Source organism: Leeuwenhoekiella sp. W20_SRS_FM14, from assembly GCF_052119605.1.
Lineage (GTDB): Bacteria > Bacteroidota > Bacteroidia > Flavobacteriales > Flavobacteriaceae > Leeuwenhoekiella.
The window spans coordinates 36,411-54,914 of the sequence record NZ_JBGQOK010000008.1 but is presented as its reverse complement, the minus strand read 5'-3'; the positions used below and the strand labels follow the sequence as shown (position 1 = coordinate 54,914).

Here is an 18,504-nt window from a genome sequence, read left to right as displayed (position 1 = left end):
ATAAAACTGTTGTACTATGCACATTCGATTTTTACTCCTCACTTTTTTTATAATTGTTTTTTCGAGCTCTTTTGCTCAGCAACCGGCCACTTCGCCAGATTTAATTGTAAAATCGCTTGAAACTAAAGAAACCTTGGTTTCAAATTCTATTGTTAAAAATATTCCTTTTAAAAATGCAGGCCCTACCATTATGAGTGGTCGTGTAGTTGATATTGAGGTAAATCCTGAAAATAGCACAGAGTTTTACGTGGCTTATGCTACGGGTGGCGTTTGGCATACAGTGAATAACGGTATTACATTTACTTCAGTTTTTGACAGGGCACCTACTCAAAATGTGGGTGATATTGCGGTAAACTGGGCACATAATATAATCTGGGCAGGTACAGGCGAGACCATTTCTTCAAGGTCATCGTATGCAGGGGTAGGTATTTTAAAAAGTACAGATAATGGTAAAACCTGGGTGAATACAGGTCTTTACGATTCGCACCATATTAGTGATATTATTGTAGATGAAAAAAATCCTGATGTAGTACTTGTAGCTTCCTTAGGGCATTTGTACTCTCCTAATGACGAGCGAGGCATTTTCAAGACTTTAGATGGAGGAAAAACATGGAATAAAACCTTGTTTATAAATAGTGACACAGGTATTATTAATCTGGGTGCCGCGCCAGAAAATGCTAATGTATTGTATGCCGCTGCCTGGGACAGAACGCGTATGGCTTGGGATTTTAGGGGGTCGGGTGAAAACTCAGGGATTTATAAATCTACTGATGCAGGTGAAACCTGGTCGTTAGTGACTGTAGGTAATGGTTTTCCGCAGGGAAAAGGAGTAGGGCGTATAGGTCTCGCTGTTGTAAATGCAAATACACTTTATGCAATTCATGATAATCAGGATATGCGTGATGATTCTAAAGAGAAGAAAGCAGAAAAGAAAGACGAAGATTTAAAGCCTGAAGCATTTAAAAATATGACTTCCGCAGCATTTTTAGAATTGAACGCCGATGAGCTTGATGATTACTTAAAATCAAATCGCTTTCCAAAACAATACACGGCTGTTAAAGCAAAAGAATTGGTAAAGTCTGGGGAGTTTAAAGCATCAGATTTCTATTTGTATACTTTCGATAAGAACAGTCCTGACTCTGAAGGTGAGGTTATAGGTGCAGAGATCTATAAATCTAATGACGGTGGAAAAACGTGGAACCGTACTCATGAGGGCTACATAGAAGATTTCTTTTATTCCTATGGGTATGTTTTCGCAGAAATGGATGTAAACCCACAGAACGAAAACGAAATCTATTTAGTAGGCGTTCCGCTTATTAAATCTACAGATGGCGGTAAAACCTTCACCTATATAGATGAACCTAATGTTCATGTAGATCATCATATTATTTGGGTAGATCCTAAAATGCCAAATCATCTTATTAATGGTAATGACGGTGGTTTAAATATGTCTTATGACGGGGGTAAAAGCTGGTCAAAAATAAACTCAATGCCTTTAGCGCAATTCTATGCAATTAATGTAGACTATGAGAAACCCTATAATATTTATGGGGGTTTACAGGATAATGGAACTTGGAAGGGACCTCATAATTATGAGTACTCTAAAGATTATGAGGCAGAAGGTCAATACCCCTTTAAGCGCGTAGGAGGTGGTGATGGTATGCAGGTGCAGATAGACCGAAGAGATAGTGATATTATTTATGTGGGATCGCAGTTTGGGTTCTACAATCGTCTAAATTTAAAAACAGGGGAGCGTACGTTTATTAAACCGAGTCATGATTTAGGGGAAGCTCCATATCGTTTTAATTGGGAAACGCCCATTTTGCTTTCATCGCACAATCAGGATATTTTATACATGGGCGGTAATAAGTTAATCCGCTCTATGAATCAGGGTGACACGTGGACGGCTATTTCGCCAGATCTTACAGCGGGCGGCAAGCCAGGTAATGTACCTTACGGAACGCTCACGGCAATTAGTGAGTCCCCATTTCAATTCGGTTTAATTTATACCGGTAGTGATGATGGGGTGATACAGGTCACTCAAGACGCCGGGGGCAGTTGGAAAGTTATTTCGACAACTTTACCTCAGAATTTATGGGTGAGTAAAGTAACTGCTTCGACTCATAAAAAAGGAAGGGTGTATGCAGCTTTAAATGGCTACCGCTATGACGATTTTAAGCCCTACGTATATGTAAGCGATGATTATGGGAAGAGCTGGAAAGATATAAGCTCTAATTTGCCACTTTCTCCTATAAATGTAATTATAGAAGACCCGGTTAAAGAAAACATCTTGTATCTGGGAACAGATGACGCGAGTTATGTGAGTTTCAATAAAGGCGAAAGCTGGGAGGTTTTAGACGGAAGTATGCCTAATGTAGCGGTTCACGATTTAGTAATTCAAACTGAAGCTAATGATCTGGTAGTGGGCACTCACGGAAGATCTATTTTTATAACAAATCTTGATGAGATTCAGAGTTTTGATCCCGGTAAGGCTGAAGATTTGCAACTGTTTAAAATGCAAGCGGTAGATTTTTCTACAAACTGGGGCAGGTCGTGGAGTGCATGGCGTACTGCAAATACACCAGAAACCAGCATTAAATTTTATGCTCCTAAAGCCGGTGAGGCTAAACTCGATATCTTAAGTAAAGAAGGTAAATCTGTTAAATCCTGGTCTGCAGAGATTGATAAGGGGTTTAATTATGTAACCTACGATTTAAGTATTTCTGAAGATGGGAAAAAGCAATTAGAAAAAGAAACTAAAAATTTAAAAATCACAAAGGCTCAAAATGGTGTGTTTTATCTTCCGCCGGGTACTTATACGGTGCAAATAAATGCAGCTGGTACATCTGCTAAAACCAAATTTGAAATAAAAGAGGGTAGTCGTCGCCAGGATCGTGCTGAGCGTGCCGCACAAACACAGGAAGATTAAAAAACTATTTATGAATTTAAACCTGAGTATTCCGGCATTGTTGTTTCCAGCAATTTCTTTAACAATGTTAGCTTATAATGCCAGATATCTTGCAATAGCTGCTTTAATTAGGGAGTTGCATAAACGGTATCAGGATAACTCGTCATCTCCTGTAAAAAAGCAAATTAATCAATTGCGTAAACGGCTGGGGATTATAAAAGCCATGCAGGCTATGGCAATTGTAAGTTTTCTACTAGCGGTAATAACGATGTTTTTGATTTATATTGAAAGAGATTTTCTTGCAAATATTGTATTTGGAGCTAGTTTAATAGCTTTAATGATTTCACTAACACTTTCGTTTATCGAAGTTCAGTTGAGTACTCGGGCTCTTGAAATTCAATTAAATGATATGGATGATTAATTATTCGGTGGCAGTACAAAATACAATCGGTTAACCTGTATCGTTTTACAAAGACTTAAGTCACCTATTACCATCAATTCAAATCTTCAGTAAGAAAATTATGTTTAACGAGAAGCCTATATTTCAAAGGTTTTCGTAAGAAATATTAAACATTATTTTTATTATTTAAAACCATTCCAAAAGCGGTCTCAAAGTTTGTGAAACAACCTTTTGAGCCGTATTTTTGTGCCACTAAATAAAAAACGTAAATAAATGGGAATCATTTCCTCTTCTATCGCCCGAAAAGTTGCCATGGCACTTTCAGGTTTGTTCCTAGTATTGTTTTTAGGTCAGCATTTTACAATTAACTTAACATCGACCTTTAGCCCAGAAACTTTTAATGAGTTTTCTCATTTTATGGGAACTAACTTTTTGGTACAGGCAATACTTCAACCTGTATTAATCTTTGGAGTTATTTTTCACTTTGTAATGGGTTTCATTCTTGAAATTCGTAACCGTGCAGCACGTAAGATTAATTATGTGAATTACAAAGGGAGTGCAAACTCAAGCTGGGTTAGCCGTAACATGATTTACAGTGGTCTTGTGATTTTAGCATTCTTAGGATTGCATTTTTATGACTTCTGGTTTCCTGAGATTGTACACAAATACATTGAGTCAAACCCTGCTGATGCTACGCGTTATTACGGGGAGTTAGTAGAAAAGTTTGAAAGCCCGGTTAGAACAGGTCTTTATGTGCTTTCTTTCGTTTTCTTAGCGCTTCACTTATTTCACGGTTTTGCATCTTCTTTTCAATCGGTTGGCTTTAATAACAAATACGCGACAGGCTTGAAGAAGTTTGCTAAGTTTTATGCAATCGCAATCCCTGCGGGTTTTGTATTCATCGCGTTGTTTCACCATTTTAATCACTAGACGATGTCAGAATTAAAATCAAATATACCAGACGGCCCACTTGCAGATAAGTGGACTCAACATAAAAATGATATTAACCTGGTTAACCCTGCAAACAAGCGTAACATAGATGTTATTGTTGTAGGTACAGGTCTTGCAGGAGGTAGTGCTGCTGCAACGTTAGCAGAGTTAGGCTATAACGTGAAGACTTTTTGCTATCAAGATTCTCCGCGTCGTGCGCACTCTATCGCTGCACAGGGAGGTATTAACGCTGCAAAAAATTATCAGGGAGACGGGGATTCTAACTACCGCTTATTTTACGATACCATAAAAGGTGGGGATTATCGCTCACGCGAAGCAAATGTTTATCGGCTTGCTGAAGTTTCAGGAAATATTATCGACCAGTGTGTTGCACAGGGAGTTCCTTTTGCACGTGAATATGGCGGACTTTTAGATAACCGTTCTTTTGGTGGGGTTTTGGTTTCCAGAACTTTTTACGCAAAAGGGCAAACGGGACAGCAGTTGCTTTTAGGAGCATATTCTGCAATGAACCGCCAGATTAATAGAGGTAAAATTCAGCCATTTAACCGTCATGAGATGTTAGATCTTGTCCTGGTAGATGGTAAAGCGCGAGGAATTATTGCCCGTGACCTGGTAACAGGTGCAATTGAGAGGCATTCTGCTCACGCAGTTGTTTTAGCGAGTGGTGGTTATGGGAATGTATTTTTTCTTTCAACCAATGCGATGGGAAGTAACGTAATGGCTGCGTGGAGAGCGCATCGTCGCGGAGCGTATTTTGCAAATCCTTGCTATACGCAGATTCACCCTACTTGTATTCCGGTTTCGGGAGATCATCAGTCAAAATTGACGTTGATGTCAGAATCCTTACGTAATGATGGTCGTATCTGGGTTCCAAAGAAAAAAGAAGATGCAGAAGCTATACGTGCCGGCAAATTAAAACCTACAGATCTTAAAGAAGAAGATCGTGATTATTACTTAGAGCGTCGTTACCCTGCTTTTGGTAACCTGGTTCCTCGAGATGTGGCATCAAGAGCAGCAAAAGAACGCTGTGATGCGGGCTTCGGTGTTAATAAAACCGGTGAGGCAGTATATCTTGACTTTAAGAGCGCAATAAACCGTTATGGTAAGGAAGAAGCTTTAATACACGGTAATCATAACCCTTCAGATAAAGAAATATACGACTACGGTAAAGCTGTAGTTGAAAATAAATACGGAAACCTCTTCCAGATGTACGAAAAGATCGTAGATGAGGATCCGTATAAAACACCTATGATGATTTACCCGGCAGTACATTACACGATGGGTGGTCTATGGGTAGATTATAACTTACAAACAACTATTCCGGGTTGCTACGCCGCTGGAGAGGCGAATTTCTCAGACCACGGAGCTAACCGCCTTGGTGCTTCAGCATTGATGCAAGGTCTTGCAGATGGTTATTTTGTATTGCCATACACGATTGGAGATTATCTTTCTAAAGATATTCGTACCGGTAAGATACCTACAGATTCTCCAGAATTTGATCAGGCAGAAAAAGATGTACGGGAGCGTATGAATAAATTAGTGAGTGGTAAAGGCATACACTCTGTAGATTATTACCACAAGCGTTTAGGAAAAATCATGTGGAATAAATGTGGAATGTCTCGTAACGCAAAAGAGCTTCAGGAAGCCATGGATGAGATTTCTGCTTTACGTGCAGATTTCTGGGAGAATGTAAAAGTACCGGGAAGTATAGATTCTAAAAATGCAGAGTTAGAAAAAGCCGGAAGAGTAGCCGATTTCTTAGAATTGGGTGAACTTTTTGCTAAAGATGCCTTAACTAGAAATGAATCTTGTGGAGGCCACTTTAGAGAGGAATATCAAACTCCGGAAGGAGAGGCCTTAAGAGATGATGAAAACTTTAGTTTTGTTTCTGCCTGGGAATATAATGCAGATCCACGTGAGGCTAAATTGCATAAAGAACAATTGACTTTTGATAATATCGAAGTTAAAACGCGTTCTTATAAATAATAATTAAAAGATAACTTTTACTATGAAGTTAACACTCAAAATATGGCGTCAGGAAAGCGCTAAAGCAAAAGGGGCGATGAAAAGCTACCAGATTGATGGGATTGACGGAGATATGTCTTTTCTAGAAATGCTAGATGTGCTTAATGAAGATTTGATTAATAAAGGTGAAGTGCCAGTAGAATTTGATCACGATTGTCGTGAAGGAATTTGTGGAAGTTGCTCCTTACAAATTAATGGAGAACCGCACGGTCCAGACCGTTTAGTTACAACCTGTCAGTTACACATGCGTAAGTTTAATGACGGGGATACTATTACAATAGAGCCTTGGAGAGCAACTGCGTTCCCGGTAATACAGGATTTGATTGTAGATCGTACTTCTTTTGATCGTATTCAGCAGGCAGGTGGTTACATTTCTGTAAACACTTCTGGTAATACAGTAGATGCTAATGCGATTCCTATTAAGAAAGAGAATGCAGATGATGCTTTTTATGCAGCTACGTGCATAGGTTGTGGGGCTTGTGTTGCTGCTTGTAAAAATGCAAGTGCTATGTTATTTACATCTGCAAAGGTTTCACAGTTTGCTTTATTGCCACAGGGTGAAGTAGAAGCTACAGAGCGTGTGCAAAATATGGTACGTCAGATGGACTTAGAAGGTTTTGGAAATTGTACCAATACTGGTGCTTGCGAGATAGAATGTCCTAAAGGAATTTCTTTAGAAAATATCGCTCGTATGAATCGCGAGTATTTAAGTGCTGTTTCAAAAGGATAAGCTTTTCGCAAAGCGGAAATTATAAATAAAACACCCGATAGATTTCAAAATTTATCGGGTGTTTTTACATAAAATAAGTCCTTCGAAAGGGTAGATCAGCAAATTGGATTGATCTAATCTTGTTGTAAGTATCAGATTATCCAAACAACCACTCCACAACATCATTCATCTTAGCAACTTTAACTATGGTAATACCGTAATTTTCATTCGGTATTTTACAATATTTAGAAACCATTATAGTGCTAAAGCCTAACTTTTCGGCTTCAAGAATACGCTGTTCTACGCGTGTAACCGGGCGTATTTCACCTGCAAGACCTATTTCTGCTGCAAAACAAATGTCTTTTGCGACTGCAATGTCTTCATTACTCGATAATATAGCAGCGACTACCGCCAGGTCAATAGCCGTATCATCAACACTAATGCCGCCTGTAATATTTAAGAAGACATCTTTTGCTCCAAGTCTAAAACCAGCGCGTTTTTCAAGAACGGCAAGAATCATATTCAATCGTTTAGCATTATAGCCGGTTGCGCTTCGCTGTGGTGTGCCATAAACGGCTGTACTTACTAAAGCCTGTATTTCTATCATTAGCGGGCGCATACCTTCTAAGGTGGCAGCTATTGCAGTTCCGCTTAGTTCTTCATCGTTTTTTGAAATTAAAATTTCAGAAGGGTTAGAAACTTCACGCAAGCCGCTGCCTTGCATCTCGTAAATACCAAGTTCGTTTGTAGATCCAAAGCGGTTTTTATGAGCTCTTAATATTCGATAAACATGATTGCGGTCGCCTTCAAATTGTAATACGGTGTCAACCATATGTTCCAGAATTTTAGGACCTGCAATATTTCCATCTTTGGTAATATGGCCTATTAAGATCACCGGAGTTGCTGTTTCTTTAGCAAATTTTATTAACTCTGTGGTGGTTTCCCGAATTTGAGAAATGCTACCGGCGCCACTTTCTACATAATCTGTATGCAGTGTTTGTATTGAATCTATGATGACAATATCGGGCTCTACAGCTTCAATCTGTTTAAAAATGTTCTGGGTTTTTGTTTCCGTTAGGATCAGGCAATTTTCAGCATTAGGGTTTATGCGTTCTGCCCGCATTTTAATTTGCTGAGCGCTTTCTTCTCCAGAAACATAGAGTGTTTTATAGGGAAGCATTAATGCGATTTGCAGCATTAAAGTGCTTTTTCCTATACCCGGTTCACCACCTAAAAGCGTTAAAGATCCAGGCACGAGTCCGCCTCCTAAAACACGATTGAGTTCGTTGTTTTTTGTATTTAAACGTGCTTCGGCTGTGGTATCAATTTCCTGAATACGTTGGGGTTTTGCGACCCGTTTTGTTGTTGGAGTCTCAACTTTCCAGCTCGATTTTTCTGCTTTTTGTATTACTTCTTCAGCAATTGTATTCCATTCTTTACAGGAAGTGCATTGTCCTTGCCATTTTGCAAATTGAGCACCACAATTTTGACAGAAAAAGGTTGTTTTAGTTTTTGCCATTAATATCCGAAATCATCTTTTATACGTTGAGCACGGGCCATTAAAATATCTTTATCTACATCGCCTGCGCTTTTTAATACCAATGCGCTCTCATAGGTACGCATTGCTTTTTTTGTATCTCCATTTCCTTCATAAGACCGGCCCAAATAGTAGGCCCCCAATACAGTCTCGGGGTATTCTTTTCGGGCAAGTTTGCCCAGGTTCTCAAAACCATCCCAATCTGCTTTTTTTTCTAGTGCCGCCGCAATGGCAATAAAGTCATTGATGCGTATTTTATCTTTGATACCGAATAGATTTTCAATAATCTCATATTTTTCAGTTAGATAATTAAACGGAGATTCTGCGGTAAGGATATCTTCCTGAAACTCTTTTTTTGTGATGGGTCTGTACACAGAAAAAATCTGTTCTAGTGCACTGGGTATTGCTTTGCCTGCCAGCGTGTAATGTGTTGCGTTCTCAAAATCGTCAAAATAATACTTAAGATTAGGGTTTTCTATATTTTGAAGTGCGACATGAAGTACCTGTGTAGATTCGCGAAGTGCTTCAATATCTTCAGTTCCAGTTGCCTGATAGTAAAATATTTTATTTTCAGTTTTCTGAAGAATATCGGTTAAGCGTTCAGTCATTTGGGGTGCCAAATCTGGACTTAAAGAAATATAGGCATTAAATAATGGCGGATTTTTCATCAGGTAATAGTTTGCAAAACCTGCAGTCGCGTCATGACCTACTATTAAATTGAAAGGTGCCAGGCGGTATTTTTTGCCCAACCAGGGAAAAAGATCCTGGCCAATAAAATTAAAGAATGAAGCCCCTTGCTCTGTGGGTAAAAAGTTGCCGTCATCATACTGGGTATCGTCCATGCGATTAGGTTGCATGACGCCTACTACAATGGCTTGAGGCATATCTTCCCAATAACTGTAATAATCAACATTGCCAGAGACAGGTTCAAAAAGATAATCTGCATCGAGTACTACGATTACCGGGTAATTTTTGTCTTTATTAGTCTCGTAATTACGGGGTAGCTGTATTTTTACTTGTCTGCTTTCGCTAAGATTTGTTGAAGGAACGGTTTCATACAAAACCTGTGCATTCAGAAAGCTGCTAAACAGCAGAAGTAAGAGTAGTGTTTTTTTCATGGTAGGTAGATTTTTTGGATATGTGAATTTAACCATAAAATGGCTAAGCTACCTCAATGCGGTCGTGATTACTTATTTCGATTTAATACCGGTAATAAAATAAATGAGAGTGCTCCTAAGACAATTACTAAAAGTGTTTGTGAGCCCCATATAATCCAGCCAAAAGCTTCACCACCTTCTTTACTAAAACCAAAAAAAACAAAAAGGGCACCTATACTTATAGGATACACTCCGATGCCTCCGTTTGTTACAGAGATAGAAAACGAACCAATAACAAATGCAGCCAGTATGATGCCTAATGAGGCCGTAGCAATTTCTGGGATTGTAAATTTTACAATCCAAAACATCATAACATACATAATCCAGATGAACAATGTATGTGCGATAAATGCAATTTTATGTTTCATATGCAGGATACTGCGCATACCCTCTAAAAGGCCGAACATAAATTTTTTGATTTTTAAGAAAAATCCGGACTTTGAGTTTTTGACTATTCTAAAACCTAGATAAATGCCACCAACTACAACAAATAGAAACGCTACAGTATATAATGGATTAATATTTTGATCTTTTAAATAGGTAAGGAGTAAATCTGTTTGCAGAAAAATGGCAATAGCAACAACCAGTAAAAGCATTACAAAATCTGCAATGCGTTCTGATATTATAGTGCCGAAGCCTTTCTCGAAAGGAATGTCTTCATAAGTGGTTAAAAGTGCTCCTCTTAACAGTTCACCACTTCTAGGGATCCCTAAATTTGCAAGATAAGCAGCCATTACCGCCATAAATCTGTTAGAAAGGTTGGGTTTGTAGCCCATAGGTTCTAATAAATATTGCCAGCGATAAGCCCTCGAAAAATGGCTTAAGAAGCCAAATATCAAAGAAATTAAAATATAAATGGGGTCTGCTTTTTTAATATTTTCCCATAGTGTAGCGCGCTCCTCTGGAGTAGCTGAGCTTAATGAATAATATATGAGAAAGACCCCTAAACCAAGAGGAATTAAAACTTTAAGAAATTTTATAAGTTGCTTTTTATTCAAGGTTATTTAAGCAAATTTGTTTCTTCATTAGGGAATACTAAAGAAGGTTTAAATGCTTTGGCTTCCTCAAGTTCCATAAAGGCATAGGCGATTAAAATGAGAATATCACCTTTTGCAACCTTGCGTGCTGCGGCGCCGTTGAGTGTGATTTCACCGCTACTTCTAGGGCCGGGAATTGCGTAAGTTTCTAAACGTTCTCCATTAGTAACGTTTACAATTTGTAAGCGCTCTCCTTCTATAACTCCGGCAGCATCCATAAGATCTTCATCTATAGTGATGCTTCCAATGTAATGAAGTTCTGCTCCGGTAACTTTTACGCGGTGTATTTTAGACTTTACAACGTTAACTAACATGGTGTAAAAATAAGGGTTTTTAATTTAGGGCGATATTGTCAATAAGGCGAACATCTCCTGCAAAAACAGCGATGAAAGCTCTGTACGATTCGTTTGCTCTTTTAGCTACAGTATGTTCTAAAGTACGTGCATTTGCGATTTCAAAATACTCTAGTTTCAATAGCGCGCTTTCTGCAAAAGCATTTGTCACAAAATGATGTATTTCTTCAATCCCTTTGTCGTCAAAAAGTTCTTTTGCTTTCAGTAAGGTGCTATATATAAAAGGAGCAATCTCTCTGTGATTATGCGTTAATCTCATGTTGCGAGAGCTTTCCGCAAGACCATCATCATGACGGCTAATTGGGCAACCTATGATTTCAACAGGAAGTTTTTCTATGGCTACAAGTTTATTTACGATTTGTAGTTGCTGGTAGTCTTTTTCACCAAAAAAGGCAAAATGAGGCTGTACAATCTCAAAAAGATACTTTAATACAGTAGCTACGCCTTCAAAATGACCGGGTCTAAAAGCACCTTCCATTACGGTATCTAGCCCGTCAAAATTATAATCTATAGATTCAATATTAGTACCGTAAATCGTTGTAGTACTGGGAGCAAAAACAATAAGGTTAGGGTTGATGTTTTCAAGGAGTTCAAGGTCTGCCTGAAGGTCTCTTGGATAAGTCTCTAAGTCCTGACTGTTATTGAATTGCGTGGGATTTACAAAAATACTAACCACCACTACATCACATTTTTGTAAAGCAAAATTAAAGAGACTGGCATGCCCCCTATGCAATGCTCCCATAGTGGGGACAAAACCTATTTTTGAACCATTTTCTTTATGCTTTGCAACAGCGTTAGAAATTTCTGGTCTATTGGTGAATACGTGCATGGGGATTAATTTAACAGGCGGCAAAATTACTATATTACTGGCAATCTGCATAAATTTTCGTAATTTTGCGTGTTTTTTAGCCTTAATAGAAACTTAGAAGCACACATATGAAAAATAAGAGGATATTGTACGTATCATCTGAAGTTATACCTTATTTGCCAGAGACAGAGATTGCATCTATGTCTTTTGAGGTACCTCAAATGGTTAATAGTAAGGGAGGTCAGATTAGAATTTTTATGCCTCGATACGGAAATATCAACGAAAGACGTCATCAATTACACGAAGTAATACGTCTTTCTGGTATGAACTTAGTTATTAATGACTTTGACATGCCTCTTATTATTAAAGTTGCTTCAATACCTAAAGAGCGTATTCAGGTTTACTTTATAGATAACGAAGAGTATTTTAAGCGTAAAGCGACTTTTACAGATGAAGACGGAAACTTATTTCCAGATAATGATGAGCGTGCTATATTTTTTGCAAAAGGAGTTGTAGAAACCGTTAAGAAATTAAATTGGGCACCAGATATTATCCATGTTCATGGATGGTTGGCATCTTTGTTGCCACTTTATTTGAAGAAATATTATGCGAGTGAACCACTTTTTAAACAAAGTAAAATAGTTACTTCTGTTTACAATAAAGGATTTAACGATACGCTTAATATGCAATTGATAGATAAAATAGCTTTTGATGGTATTGACAAAGGTGAGATTGCAGAATTAGCAGAGCCTACCTATTCAAACTTGATGAAAGTAGCGATTAAAAATTCTGATGCTGCAATTATAGGTTCATCAGATTTAGATGAAGAGCTTTCGAGCTATTTAAATGTGACTAAAATACCGGTATTACCCTTTAAGAAAAAGGAAGAGTTTGCTCAGGCGTATGAGGAATTCTACACGACTAAGGTTTTAGATTAAAAAAAAACGAATGAAATTAAATGCTTTGTTGGTAAGAACATTAGGAATACTAATGCTTCTTTTTATTGCTGCCTCTTGTGAAGATGACTTTTTGGAGATTGGAGATGGCTTAGTAGATTCTAGTAATTTTACTTCGGGTGTAGAAGCCTATGATGTAGTTGCTTATAATGAGCAACTTGTAAATAAGAATGCTGTTCAGACTAATGGTTTAAATATAGGAATCTTAGGTTTTTACAATGATCCGTTGTACGGGACAACCACAGCTTCAACTTTAAGTCAGGTAGGTTTAACAACATATAACAGGACTTATGGTACAAATCCGGTTATAGACTCTATAGTTTTTACAATGCCGTATTTTAGTACACAATCTGTTAACGAAGAAAGTGAAACAGTTTATACTTTAGATTCGGTGTCAGGTACAAGTCCTATAAAACTAACTGCATACCGATCTAATTATTTGCTTACAGATAATGCTCCACCAGATTTTGAAGATGCTGCAATATATTATTCTGATGATATACCGGGCTTTACAGGTGTGCGCGGTGATTTCCTTTTTGAAAAAGAGGTTTTACCATCTAATGCTCCGGTAATTACAACGGTGCCTGCAGAGACAACCGCAGAAAATCAGGATCCTGTGGCAACTACAAATTCACCCAGGTTACGCTTTAGATTAGACGGTCTTACAACAGGTGCGAACGCTGCATACTGGCAAGATGTAATTTTTTCTAAAGAAGGACAAGATGTACTTTTTAATGGTAATGCCTTTAGAAATTACTTTAGAGGAATTTATTTAGATGCACAGCCTATAGGCAATACAGGTAATTATTTTGTATTTGATAAAGCTAACACTTCAATCGTAATTTATTATAAGTCTGGAGCTGAAACTGCTCGTGTTTCGGGAAGTATCACTTTAGGATTTTCGGGTAATTCTGTTGTAAACTTTGAGAACAACTTTAAGACTTCTGTGACAGACAGGTTGGTTACTGTTAATACTACTGAGGGGGATGCAAATCTATTTTTAAAAGGTGGTCAAGGAAGCATGGCTGTTGTAGAGCTTTTTGGAGCAGATACAGATAATGATGGTATACCAGAAGATTTAGCTGAACTTCGAGCAAAAAACCGACTTATAAGAGAAGCAAATCTTGAGTTTTTTGTAGATCAATCAACTATTAGTGCATTGTCAACGTCAGCAATTTCAGAGCCAGAGCGCATATATATATACGATCTTGAAACAAACCAACCTCTGGTAGATTTTTCACTAGATGCAAATATCACGAGTCAGGGAGTAATTACTGCTGTAGGAACAACGCACTTAGGGCCTTTAACAAAAACCGAATCAGGAGCAGGAATTAGTTATAAAATACGAATTACAGAATATATTAAAAATCTTCTAAGCGCAGATAACGATAGTCCTAACACAAAATTAGGTGTTGTGGTAAGTCAGAATCTTACTGCTATAGGAACAGGTAGAATAGATAATAAAACATCTGCAGATTACCCGAATAGAATTCCTTTCGCATCAGTAGTTTCTCAAAAGGGAACAGTTCTTTATGGAAGTAATTCTTCAGTGCCTAATGAGAAGCGATTAAAATTGAATATATTTTATTCTGAAGCAGGAAATTAAATAAATTATATGTGCGGAATAGTAGGTTATATTGGGCACCGAGAGGCTTACCCTATCATTATGAAAGGTCTACAGCGTCTGGAGTACCGAGGATATGATAGTGCTGGTGTTGCAATATATGATGGAGAATCTATACAGCTTTGCAAAACAAAGGGCAAAGTAGACGATTTAAAAAAGAAGGTTGAATCTTCAATTAATACAAAAGGAAATTTAGGTATAGGTCATACACGCTGGGCAACACACGGGATACCTAACGATGTGAATTCGCATCCGCATTATTCAAATTCGGGAGATCTTGTAATTATACACAATGGAATCATTGAAAATTATGATGCCATAAAAAAAGAGCTTACCAACCGGGGTTTTACTTTCAAGTCTGACACAGATACTGAAGTTTTAGTTAACCTTATTGAAGATGTACAAATCAATCAGGGTTTAAAACTGGGTAAAGCAGTACAGGTTGCGCTAAATCAAACGGTAGGTGCCTATGCAATTGCTGTTTTTGATAAGAAAAAACCAAATGAAATTGTAGTTGCACGATTGGGAAGTCCTTTGGCTATAGGTATTGGTGAAGGTGAGTTTTTTATTGCATCTGACGCTTCACCTTTTATAGAGTATACTACAAATGCACTGTATCTTGAAGATGGCGAGATGGCGGTGGTGCGATTAGATAAGAAAATCAAGGTTTTTAGTATTAAAGATGATGCCTTGATTACTGCTCCATATATTCAGGAATTGAAGTTAAATCTTGAGCAGATAGAGAAAGGTGGTTACGAGCATTTTATGCTTAAAGAAATTTATGAACAGCCGCAGGCAATACGAGATACCTTTAGAGGTCGTATGCGTGTTAAAGAAGGCATTATTAAAATGGCCGGAGTAGATGACCATATTGATAAGTTTATAAATGCAAAAAGACTCGTCATTTTAGCCTGCGGAACTTCGTGGCACGCTGGTCTGGTTGCAGAGTATATTATTGAAGAATTAGTACGTATTCCTGTTGAAGTAGAATATGCTTCAGAATTTAGATACCGTAACCCTGTAATAGAAAAAGGAGACATCGTTATTGCAATTTCTCAAAGTGGAGAAACCGCAGACACGATGGCTGCAATGAAACTTGCAAAAGAGCAGGGGGCATTTGTTTTTGGTGTTTGTAATGTCGTTGGCTCGTCAATATCTAGAGAAGCTCACGCAGGTGCCTATACGCACGCAGGTCCCGAAATAGGAGTTGCATCAACAAAAGCATTTACTACGCAAATTACAGTTCTTACGTTGTTAGGATTAAAAATTGCAAAAGCTAAAGGAAAAATCTCTACTTCAGACTTTCATATGCATTTAGAGGAGCTAAACCTTGTTCCTCAAAAAGTGGAAGAAGCTCTGCAAAGTAATGAGCAGGCAAAGAAAATTGCCGAAGTGTATAAAGACGCAGCTAACTTTTTATATTTAGGTCGTGGATTTAACTTTCCGGTTGCTTTAGAGGGCGCATTAAAACTGAAAGAGATTTCATATATACACGCAGAAGGCTATCCAGCAGCAGAAATGAAGCATGGACCAATAGCTTTAATAGATGAGCAAATGCCGGTGGTTGTAATTGCGACCCGCCGAGGTCACTACGATAAAATCGTAAGTAATATTCAGGAAATAAAAAGCCGAAAAGGAAAAATTATAGGAATTGTTACAAAAGGAGATGTTACGGTGCGTGATCTCGCAGATTATGTCATTGAAGTTCCTGAGATAATGGATTCTATGTCGCCGCTTTTAACTACAATACCATTACAATTATTATCCTATCACATTGCAGTGATGCTGGGTAAAAATGTTGATCAGCCTCGTAATTTGGCAAAATCAGTTACGGTTGAATAAGCTCATATACTGGTCTTTATGATCTATTAAATTAACAACAAAAGCCTTCCTGTATGAGAAGGCTTTTGTTGTTTATAAAACTTTTTCAGCTAAAAAAAAACCAACAGATTAAATTCAACTAAAGAGGATTAGTTTTTTTAATATTAAAAACTATCTTTGCACGATGAAAAAAAACAGGTGTTTTTATGCACTATTCATTTTTTTCAACTACATATTTTGCTAAACATTAAATAGTTAAGAATGTCAAACGTTACAGGTAAAGTTTCCCAAATTATCGGCCCTGTTGTAGATGTGGAATTTGCAAACAATGCAGATCTTCCAAAAATTTATGATTCATTAGAAATCACTAGAGCAGACGGAAGTCTTCTGGTACTTGAGGTGCAATCACACGTAGGTGAGAACACAGTTAGAACTATCGCTATGGATTCTGCAGATGGTTTGAGCAGAGGTACAGATGTAGTTGCTACAGGAGCTCCTATTCAAATGCCTATAGGTGATGATATATATGGGAGATTATTTAATGTGATAGGTGATGCTATAGACGGTATAGGAAATCTTCCTAAATCTGGAAATGCAGGACTTCCTATTCACCGTGAAGCACCAAAATTTGAAGATTTATCAACTTCTACAGAAGTTTTATTTACAGGTATTAAAGTAATTGACTTAATTGAGCCTTACGCAAAAGGGGGTAAAATTGGTCTTTTTGGAGGTGCTGGTGTAGGTAAAACAGTATTGATTCAAGAGTTGATTAACAATATTGCAAAAGGTCACGGTGGTCTTTCTGTATTTGCCGGAGTAGGTGAGCGTACTCGTGAGGGTAACGATTTACTGCGTGAGATGTTAGAGTCTGGTATTATTAAATACGGTGATGCTTTTATGCACTCTATGGAAGAAGGCGGCTGGGATCTAAGTAAAGTAGATAAAGAAGCTATGAAAGGCTCTAAAGCTACTTTCGTATTTGGTCAGATGAATGAGCCTCCAGGGGCGCGTGCTCGTGTGGCACTTTCAGGATTAACCATTGCAGAATATTTCCGTGATGGAGCAGGAGAAGGTCAGGGTAAAGACGTTCTTTTCTTCGTAGATAACATTTTCCGTTTTACTCAAGCAGGTTCAGAAGTATCTGCACTTTTAGGACGTATGCCATCAGCGGTAGGTTACCAGCCTACCCTTGCGACTGAGATGGGTGCGATGCAAGAGCGTATTACTTCTACAAAAAGAGGTTCTATTACATCTGTACAGGCAGTATATGTACCTGCAGATGACCTTACAGACCCGGCACCGGCTACAACCTTTGCTCATTTAGATGCTACAACAGTACTTTCTCGTAAGATTGCAGAATTAGGTATTTATCCTGCTGTTGATCCATTAGATTCAACTTCTCGTATTTTATCTGCAGCTATCTTAGGTGATGAGCATTACAACTGTGCTCAAAATGTAAAAGAGTTATTACAGCGTTATAAAGAACTTCAGGATATTATTGCCATCTTAGGTATGGAAGAACTTTCTGAAGAAGATAAATTAGCTGTTGGTCGTGCACGTCGCGTACAACGTTTCTTATCTCAACCGTTCCACGTTGCAGAGCAGTTTACAGGTATCCCGGGAGTTTTAGTTGATATTAAAGAAACTATTAAAGGATTTAATATGATTATGGATGGTGAATTAGACCACCTTCCGGAAGCAGCTTTTAACCTTAAAGGTACTATTGAAGAGGCTATTGAAGCTGGAGAGAAAATGCTTTCTGAAGCATAAAAATATGTAGGCAGTTTTCGGGTAGCGGTTTAACAACTGCAAACTGTAACTGTAAACTGAAAACTAGAAGATATGCATTTAGAAATTGTAAGTCCAGAGGCTACTTTATATAGCGGTGAAGCAACGTCAGTAACACTTCCGGGTGTAGATGGCGGGTTTCAGATTTTAGATAATCACGCGCCTATAGTTGCTCTTTTAGAAAAAGGAGTAGTTAAAGTTAAAGGAGCTATACTTTCAGAAAAAGCAAAAAAGCGTTTTACAGTAGGAAAAGAGGCGGGAGAATTTGTTCTTGCAATCAATTCAGGTACTGTAGAGATGAAAGATAATAAAGTAATTGTATTGGCAGATTAACCACTGCTAATTTATATAATGCAAAAGCGCTTAATCTAGTTGATTAAGCGCTTTTTTTATGATTATGTTTATTGATTTTTAAAGAGTACTCAAAATT

At 37.9% G+C, this 18,504-nt stretch carries 15 protein-coding genes; 10 read left to right on the top strand and 5 right to left on the bottom strand.

Features of this window, described 5'->3' with window-relative positions:
- Positions 1–16 precede the first annotated feature (16 nt).
- From ACEN25_RS13910 to ACEN25_RS13890, 5 genes are all read left to right on the top strand, one after another.
- Positions 17–2,929 carry a WD40/YVTN/BNR-like repeat-containing protein gene (locus tag ACEN25_RS13910; protein WP_441803432.1) on the top strand — a complete coding sequence of 971 codons (2,913 nt, stop codon included), beginning with the start codon at positions 17–19 and terminating at the stop codon, positions 2,927–2,929.
- Positions 2,930–2,939: 10 nt separating this feature from the next.
- Positions 2,940–3,329, top strand: a complete 390-nt coding sequence (locus tag ACEN25_RS13905; protein ID WP_441803431.1) for a DUF2721 domain-containing protein — start codon at positions 2,940–2,942, stop codon at positions 3,327–3,329.
- Positions 3,330–3,581: 252 nt separating this feature from the next.
- The gene (locus ACEN25_RS13900) at positions 3,582–4,238 is read left to right on the top strand and encodes a succinate dehydrogenase cytochrome b subunit (protein ID WP_035899861.1); all 657 of its coding nucleotides are present in this window, start codon (positions 3,582–3,584) and stop codon (positions 4,236–4,238) included.
- 3 nt (positions 4,239–4,241) lie between these two features.
- Entirely contained in the window at positions 4,242–6,245 is a 2,004-nt protein-coding gene (locus ACEN25_RS13895) for a fumarate reductase/succinate dehydrogenase flavoprotein subunit (RefSeq protein WP_441803430.1), read from the top strand.
- A gap of 22 nt (positions 6,246–6,267) precedes the next feature.
- Positions 6,268–7,014, top strand: a complete 747-nt coding sequence (locus tag ACEN25_RS13890; protein WP_028376911.1) for a succinate dehydrogenase/fumarate reductase iron-sulfur subunit — start codon at positions 6,268–6,270, stop codon at positions 7,012–7,014.
- Positions 7,015–7,150: 136 nt separating this feature from the next.
- Here ACEN25_RS13890 and radA read toward each other — a convergent pair whose 3' ends face one another.
- The 5 genes from radA to panC form a co-directional block, all read right to left on the bottom strand.
- Positions 7,151–8,512, bottom strand: a complete 1,362-nt coding sequence (radA, locus tag ACEN25_RS13885) for a DNA repair protein RadA (protein WP_441803429.1) — start codon at positions 8,510–8,512, stop codon at positions 7,151–7,153.
- A complete protein-coding gene (locus ACEN25_RS13880; RefSeq protein ID WP_441803428.1) occupies positions 8,512–9,648 on the bottom strand; it encodes an alpha/beta hydrolase in 1,137 nt (378 codons plus the stop codon). Before ACEN25_RS13880 ends, radA begins: the two co-directional genes overlap by 1 nt.
- A gap of 68 nt (positions 9,649–9,716) precedes the next feature.
- The gene (locus ACEN25_RS13875) at positions 9,717–10,685 is read right to left on the bottom strand and encodes a lysylphosphatidylglycerol synthase transmembrane domain-containing protein (RefSeq protein ID WP_441803427.1); all 969 of its coding nucleotides are present in this window, start codon (positions 10,683–10,685) and stop codon (positions 9,717–9,719) included.
- A gap of 2 nt (positions 10,686–10,687) precedes the next feature.
- Positions 10,688–11,038: an aspartate 1-decarboxylase gene (gene panD, locus ACEN25_RS13870; protein ID WP_028376907.1), complete on the bottom strand. Its 351-nt coding sequence runs from the start codon at positions 11,036–11,038 to the stop codon at positions 10,688–10,690.
- A gap of 19 nt (positions 11,039–11,057) precedes the next feature.
- The gene (gene panC, locus ACEN25_RS13865; RefSeq protein WP_441803426.1) at positions 11,058–11,906 is read right to left on the bottom strand and encodes a pantoate--beta-alanine ligase; all 849 of its coding nucleotides are present in this window, start codon (positions 11,904–11,906) and stop codon (positions 11,058–11,060) included.
- Positions 11,907–12,013: 107 nt separating this feature from the next.
- Here panC and ACEN25_RS13860 point away from each other — a divergent pair, with 107 nt between their 5' ends.
- From ACEN25_RS13860 to ACEN25_RS13840, 5 genes are all read left to right on the top strand, one after another.
- Positions 12,014–12,823, top strand: coding sequence for a glycogen/starch synthase (locus tag ACEN25_RS13860; RefSeq protein ID WP_441803425.1), 810 nt, complete (start codon positions 12,014–12,016; stop codon positions 12,821–12,823).
- Positions 12,824–12,833: 10 nt separating this feature from the next.
- Positions 12,834–14,447 (top strand): DUF4270 domain-containing protein, encoded by a 1,614-nt coding sequence (locus ACEN25_RS13855; RefSeq protein WP_441803424.1) that lies wholly within the window; start codon positions 12,834–12,836, stop codon positions 14,445–14,447.
- 9 nt (positions 14,448–14,456) lie between these two features.
- Positions 14,457–16,307, top strand: a complete 1,851-nt coding sequence (gene glmS / locus ACEN25_RS13850; protein ID WP_441803423.1) for a glutamine--fructose-6-phosphate transaminase (isomerizing) — start codon at positions 14,457–14,459, stop codon at positions 16,305–16,307.
- A 240-nt stretch (positions 16,308–16,547) separates the two neighbouring features.
- Positions 16,548–18,056 (top strand): F0F1 ATP synthase subunit beta, encoded by a 1,509-nt coding sequence (atpD, locus tag ACEN25_RS13845; RefSeq protein ID WP_441803422.1) that lies wholly within the window; start codon positions 16,548–16,550, stop codon positions 18,054–18,056.
- 72 nt (positions 18,057–18,128) lie between these two features.
- Positions 18,129–18,407, top strand: coding sequence for a F0F1 ATP synthase subunit epsilon (locus ACEN25_RS13840; RefSeq protein WP_028376901.1), 279 nt, complete (start codon positions 18,129–18,131; stop codon positions 18,405–18,407).
- Positions 18,408–18,504 lie beyond the last annotated feature (97 nt).

Excerpts from the sequence above, each read along its gene's own strand:
- ACEN25_RS13910 (WP_441803432.1), top strand. The coding sequence starts at position 17 with ATGCACATTCGATTTTTACTCCTCACTTTTTTTATAATTGTTTTTTCG.
- ACEN25_RS13905 (WP_441803431.1), top strand. The coding sequence starts at position 2,940 with ATGAATTTAAACCTGAGTATTCCGGCATTGTTGTTTCCAGCAATTTCT.
- ACEN25_RS13900 (WP_035899861.1), top strand. The coding sequence starts at position 3,582 with ATGGGAATCATTTCCTCTTCTATCGCCCGAAAAGTTGCCATGGCACTT.
- ACEN25_RS13895 (WP_441803430.1), top strand. The coding sequence starts at position 4,242 with ATGTCAGAATTAAAATCAAATATACCAGACGGCCCACTTGCAGATAAG.
- ACEN25_RS13890 (WP_028376911.1), top strand. The coding sequence starts at position 6,268 with ATGAAGTTAACACTCAAAATATGGCGTCAGGAAAGCGCTAAAGCAAAA.
- radA (WP_441803429.1), bottom strand. The coding sequence starts at position 8,512 with ATGGCAAAAACTAAAACAACCTTTTTCTGTCAAAATTGTGGTGCTCAA.
- ACEN25_RS13880 (WP_441803428.1), bottom strand. The coding sequence starts at position 9,648 with ATGAAAAAAACACTACTCTTACTTCTGCTGTTTAGCAGCTTTCTGAAT.
- panD (WP_028376907.1), bottom strand. The coding sequence starts at position 11,038 with ATGTTAGTTAACGTTGTAAAGTCTAAAATACACCGCGTAAAAGTTACC.
- panC (WP_441803426.1), bottom strand. The coding sequence starts at position 11,906 with ATGCACGTATTCACCAATAGACCAGAAATTTCTAACGCTGTTGCAAAG.
- ACEN25_RS13860 (WP_441803425.1), top strand. The coding sequence starts at position 12,014 with ATGAAAAATAAGAGGATATTGTACGTATCATCTGAAGTTATACCTTAT.
- ACEN25_RS13855 (WP_441803424.1), top strand. The coding sequence starts at position 12,834 with ATGAAATTAAATGCTTTGTTGGTAAGAACATTAGGAATACTAATGCTT.
- glmS (WP_441803423.1), top strand. The coding sequence starts at position 14,457 with ATGTGCGGAATAGTAGGTTATATTGGGCACCGAGAGGCTTACCCTATC.
- atpD (WP_441803422.1), top strand. The coding sequence starts at position 16,548 with ATGTCAAACGTTACAGGTAAAGTTTCCCAAATTATCGGCCCTGTTGTA.
- ACEN25_RS13840 (WP_028376901.1), top strand. The coding sequence starts at position 18,129 with ATGCATTTAGAAATTGTAAGTCCAGAGGCTACTTTATATAGCGGTGAA.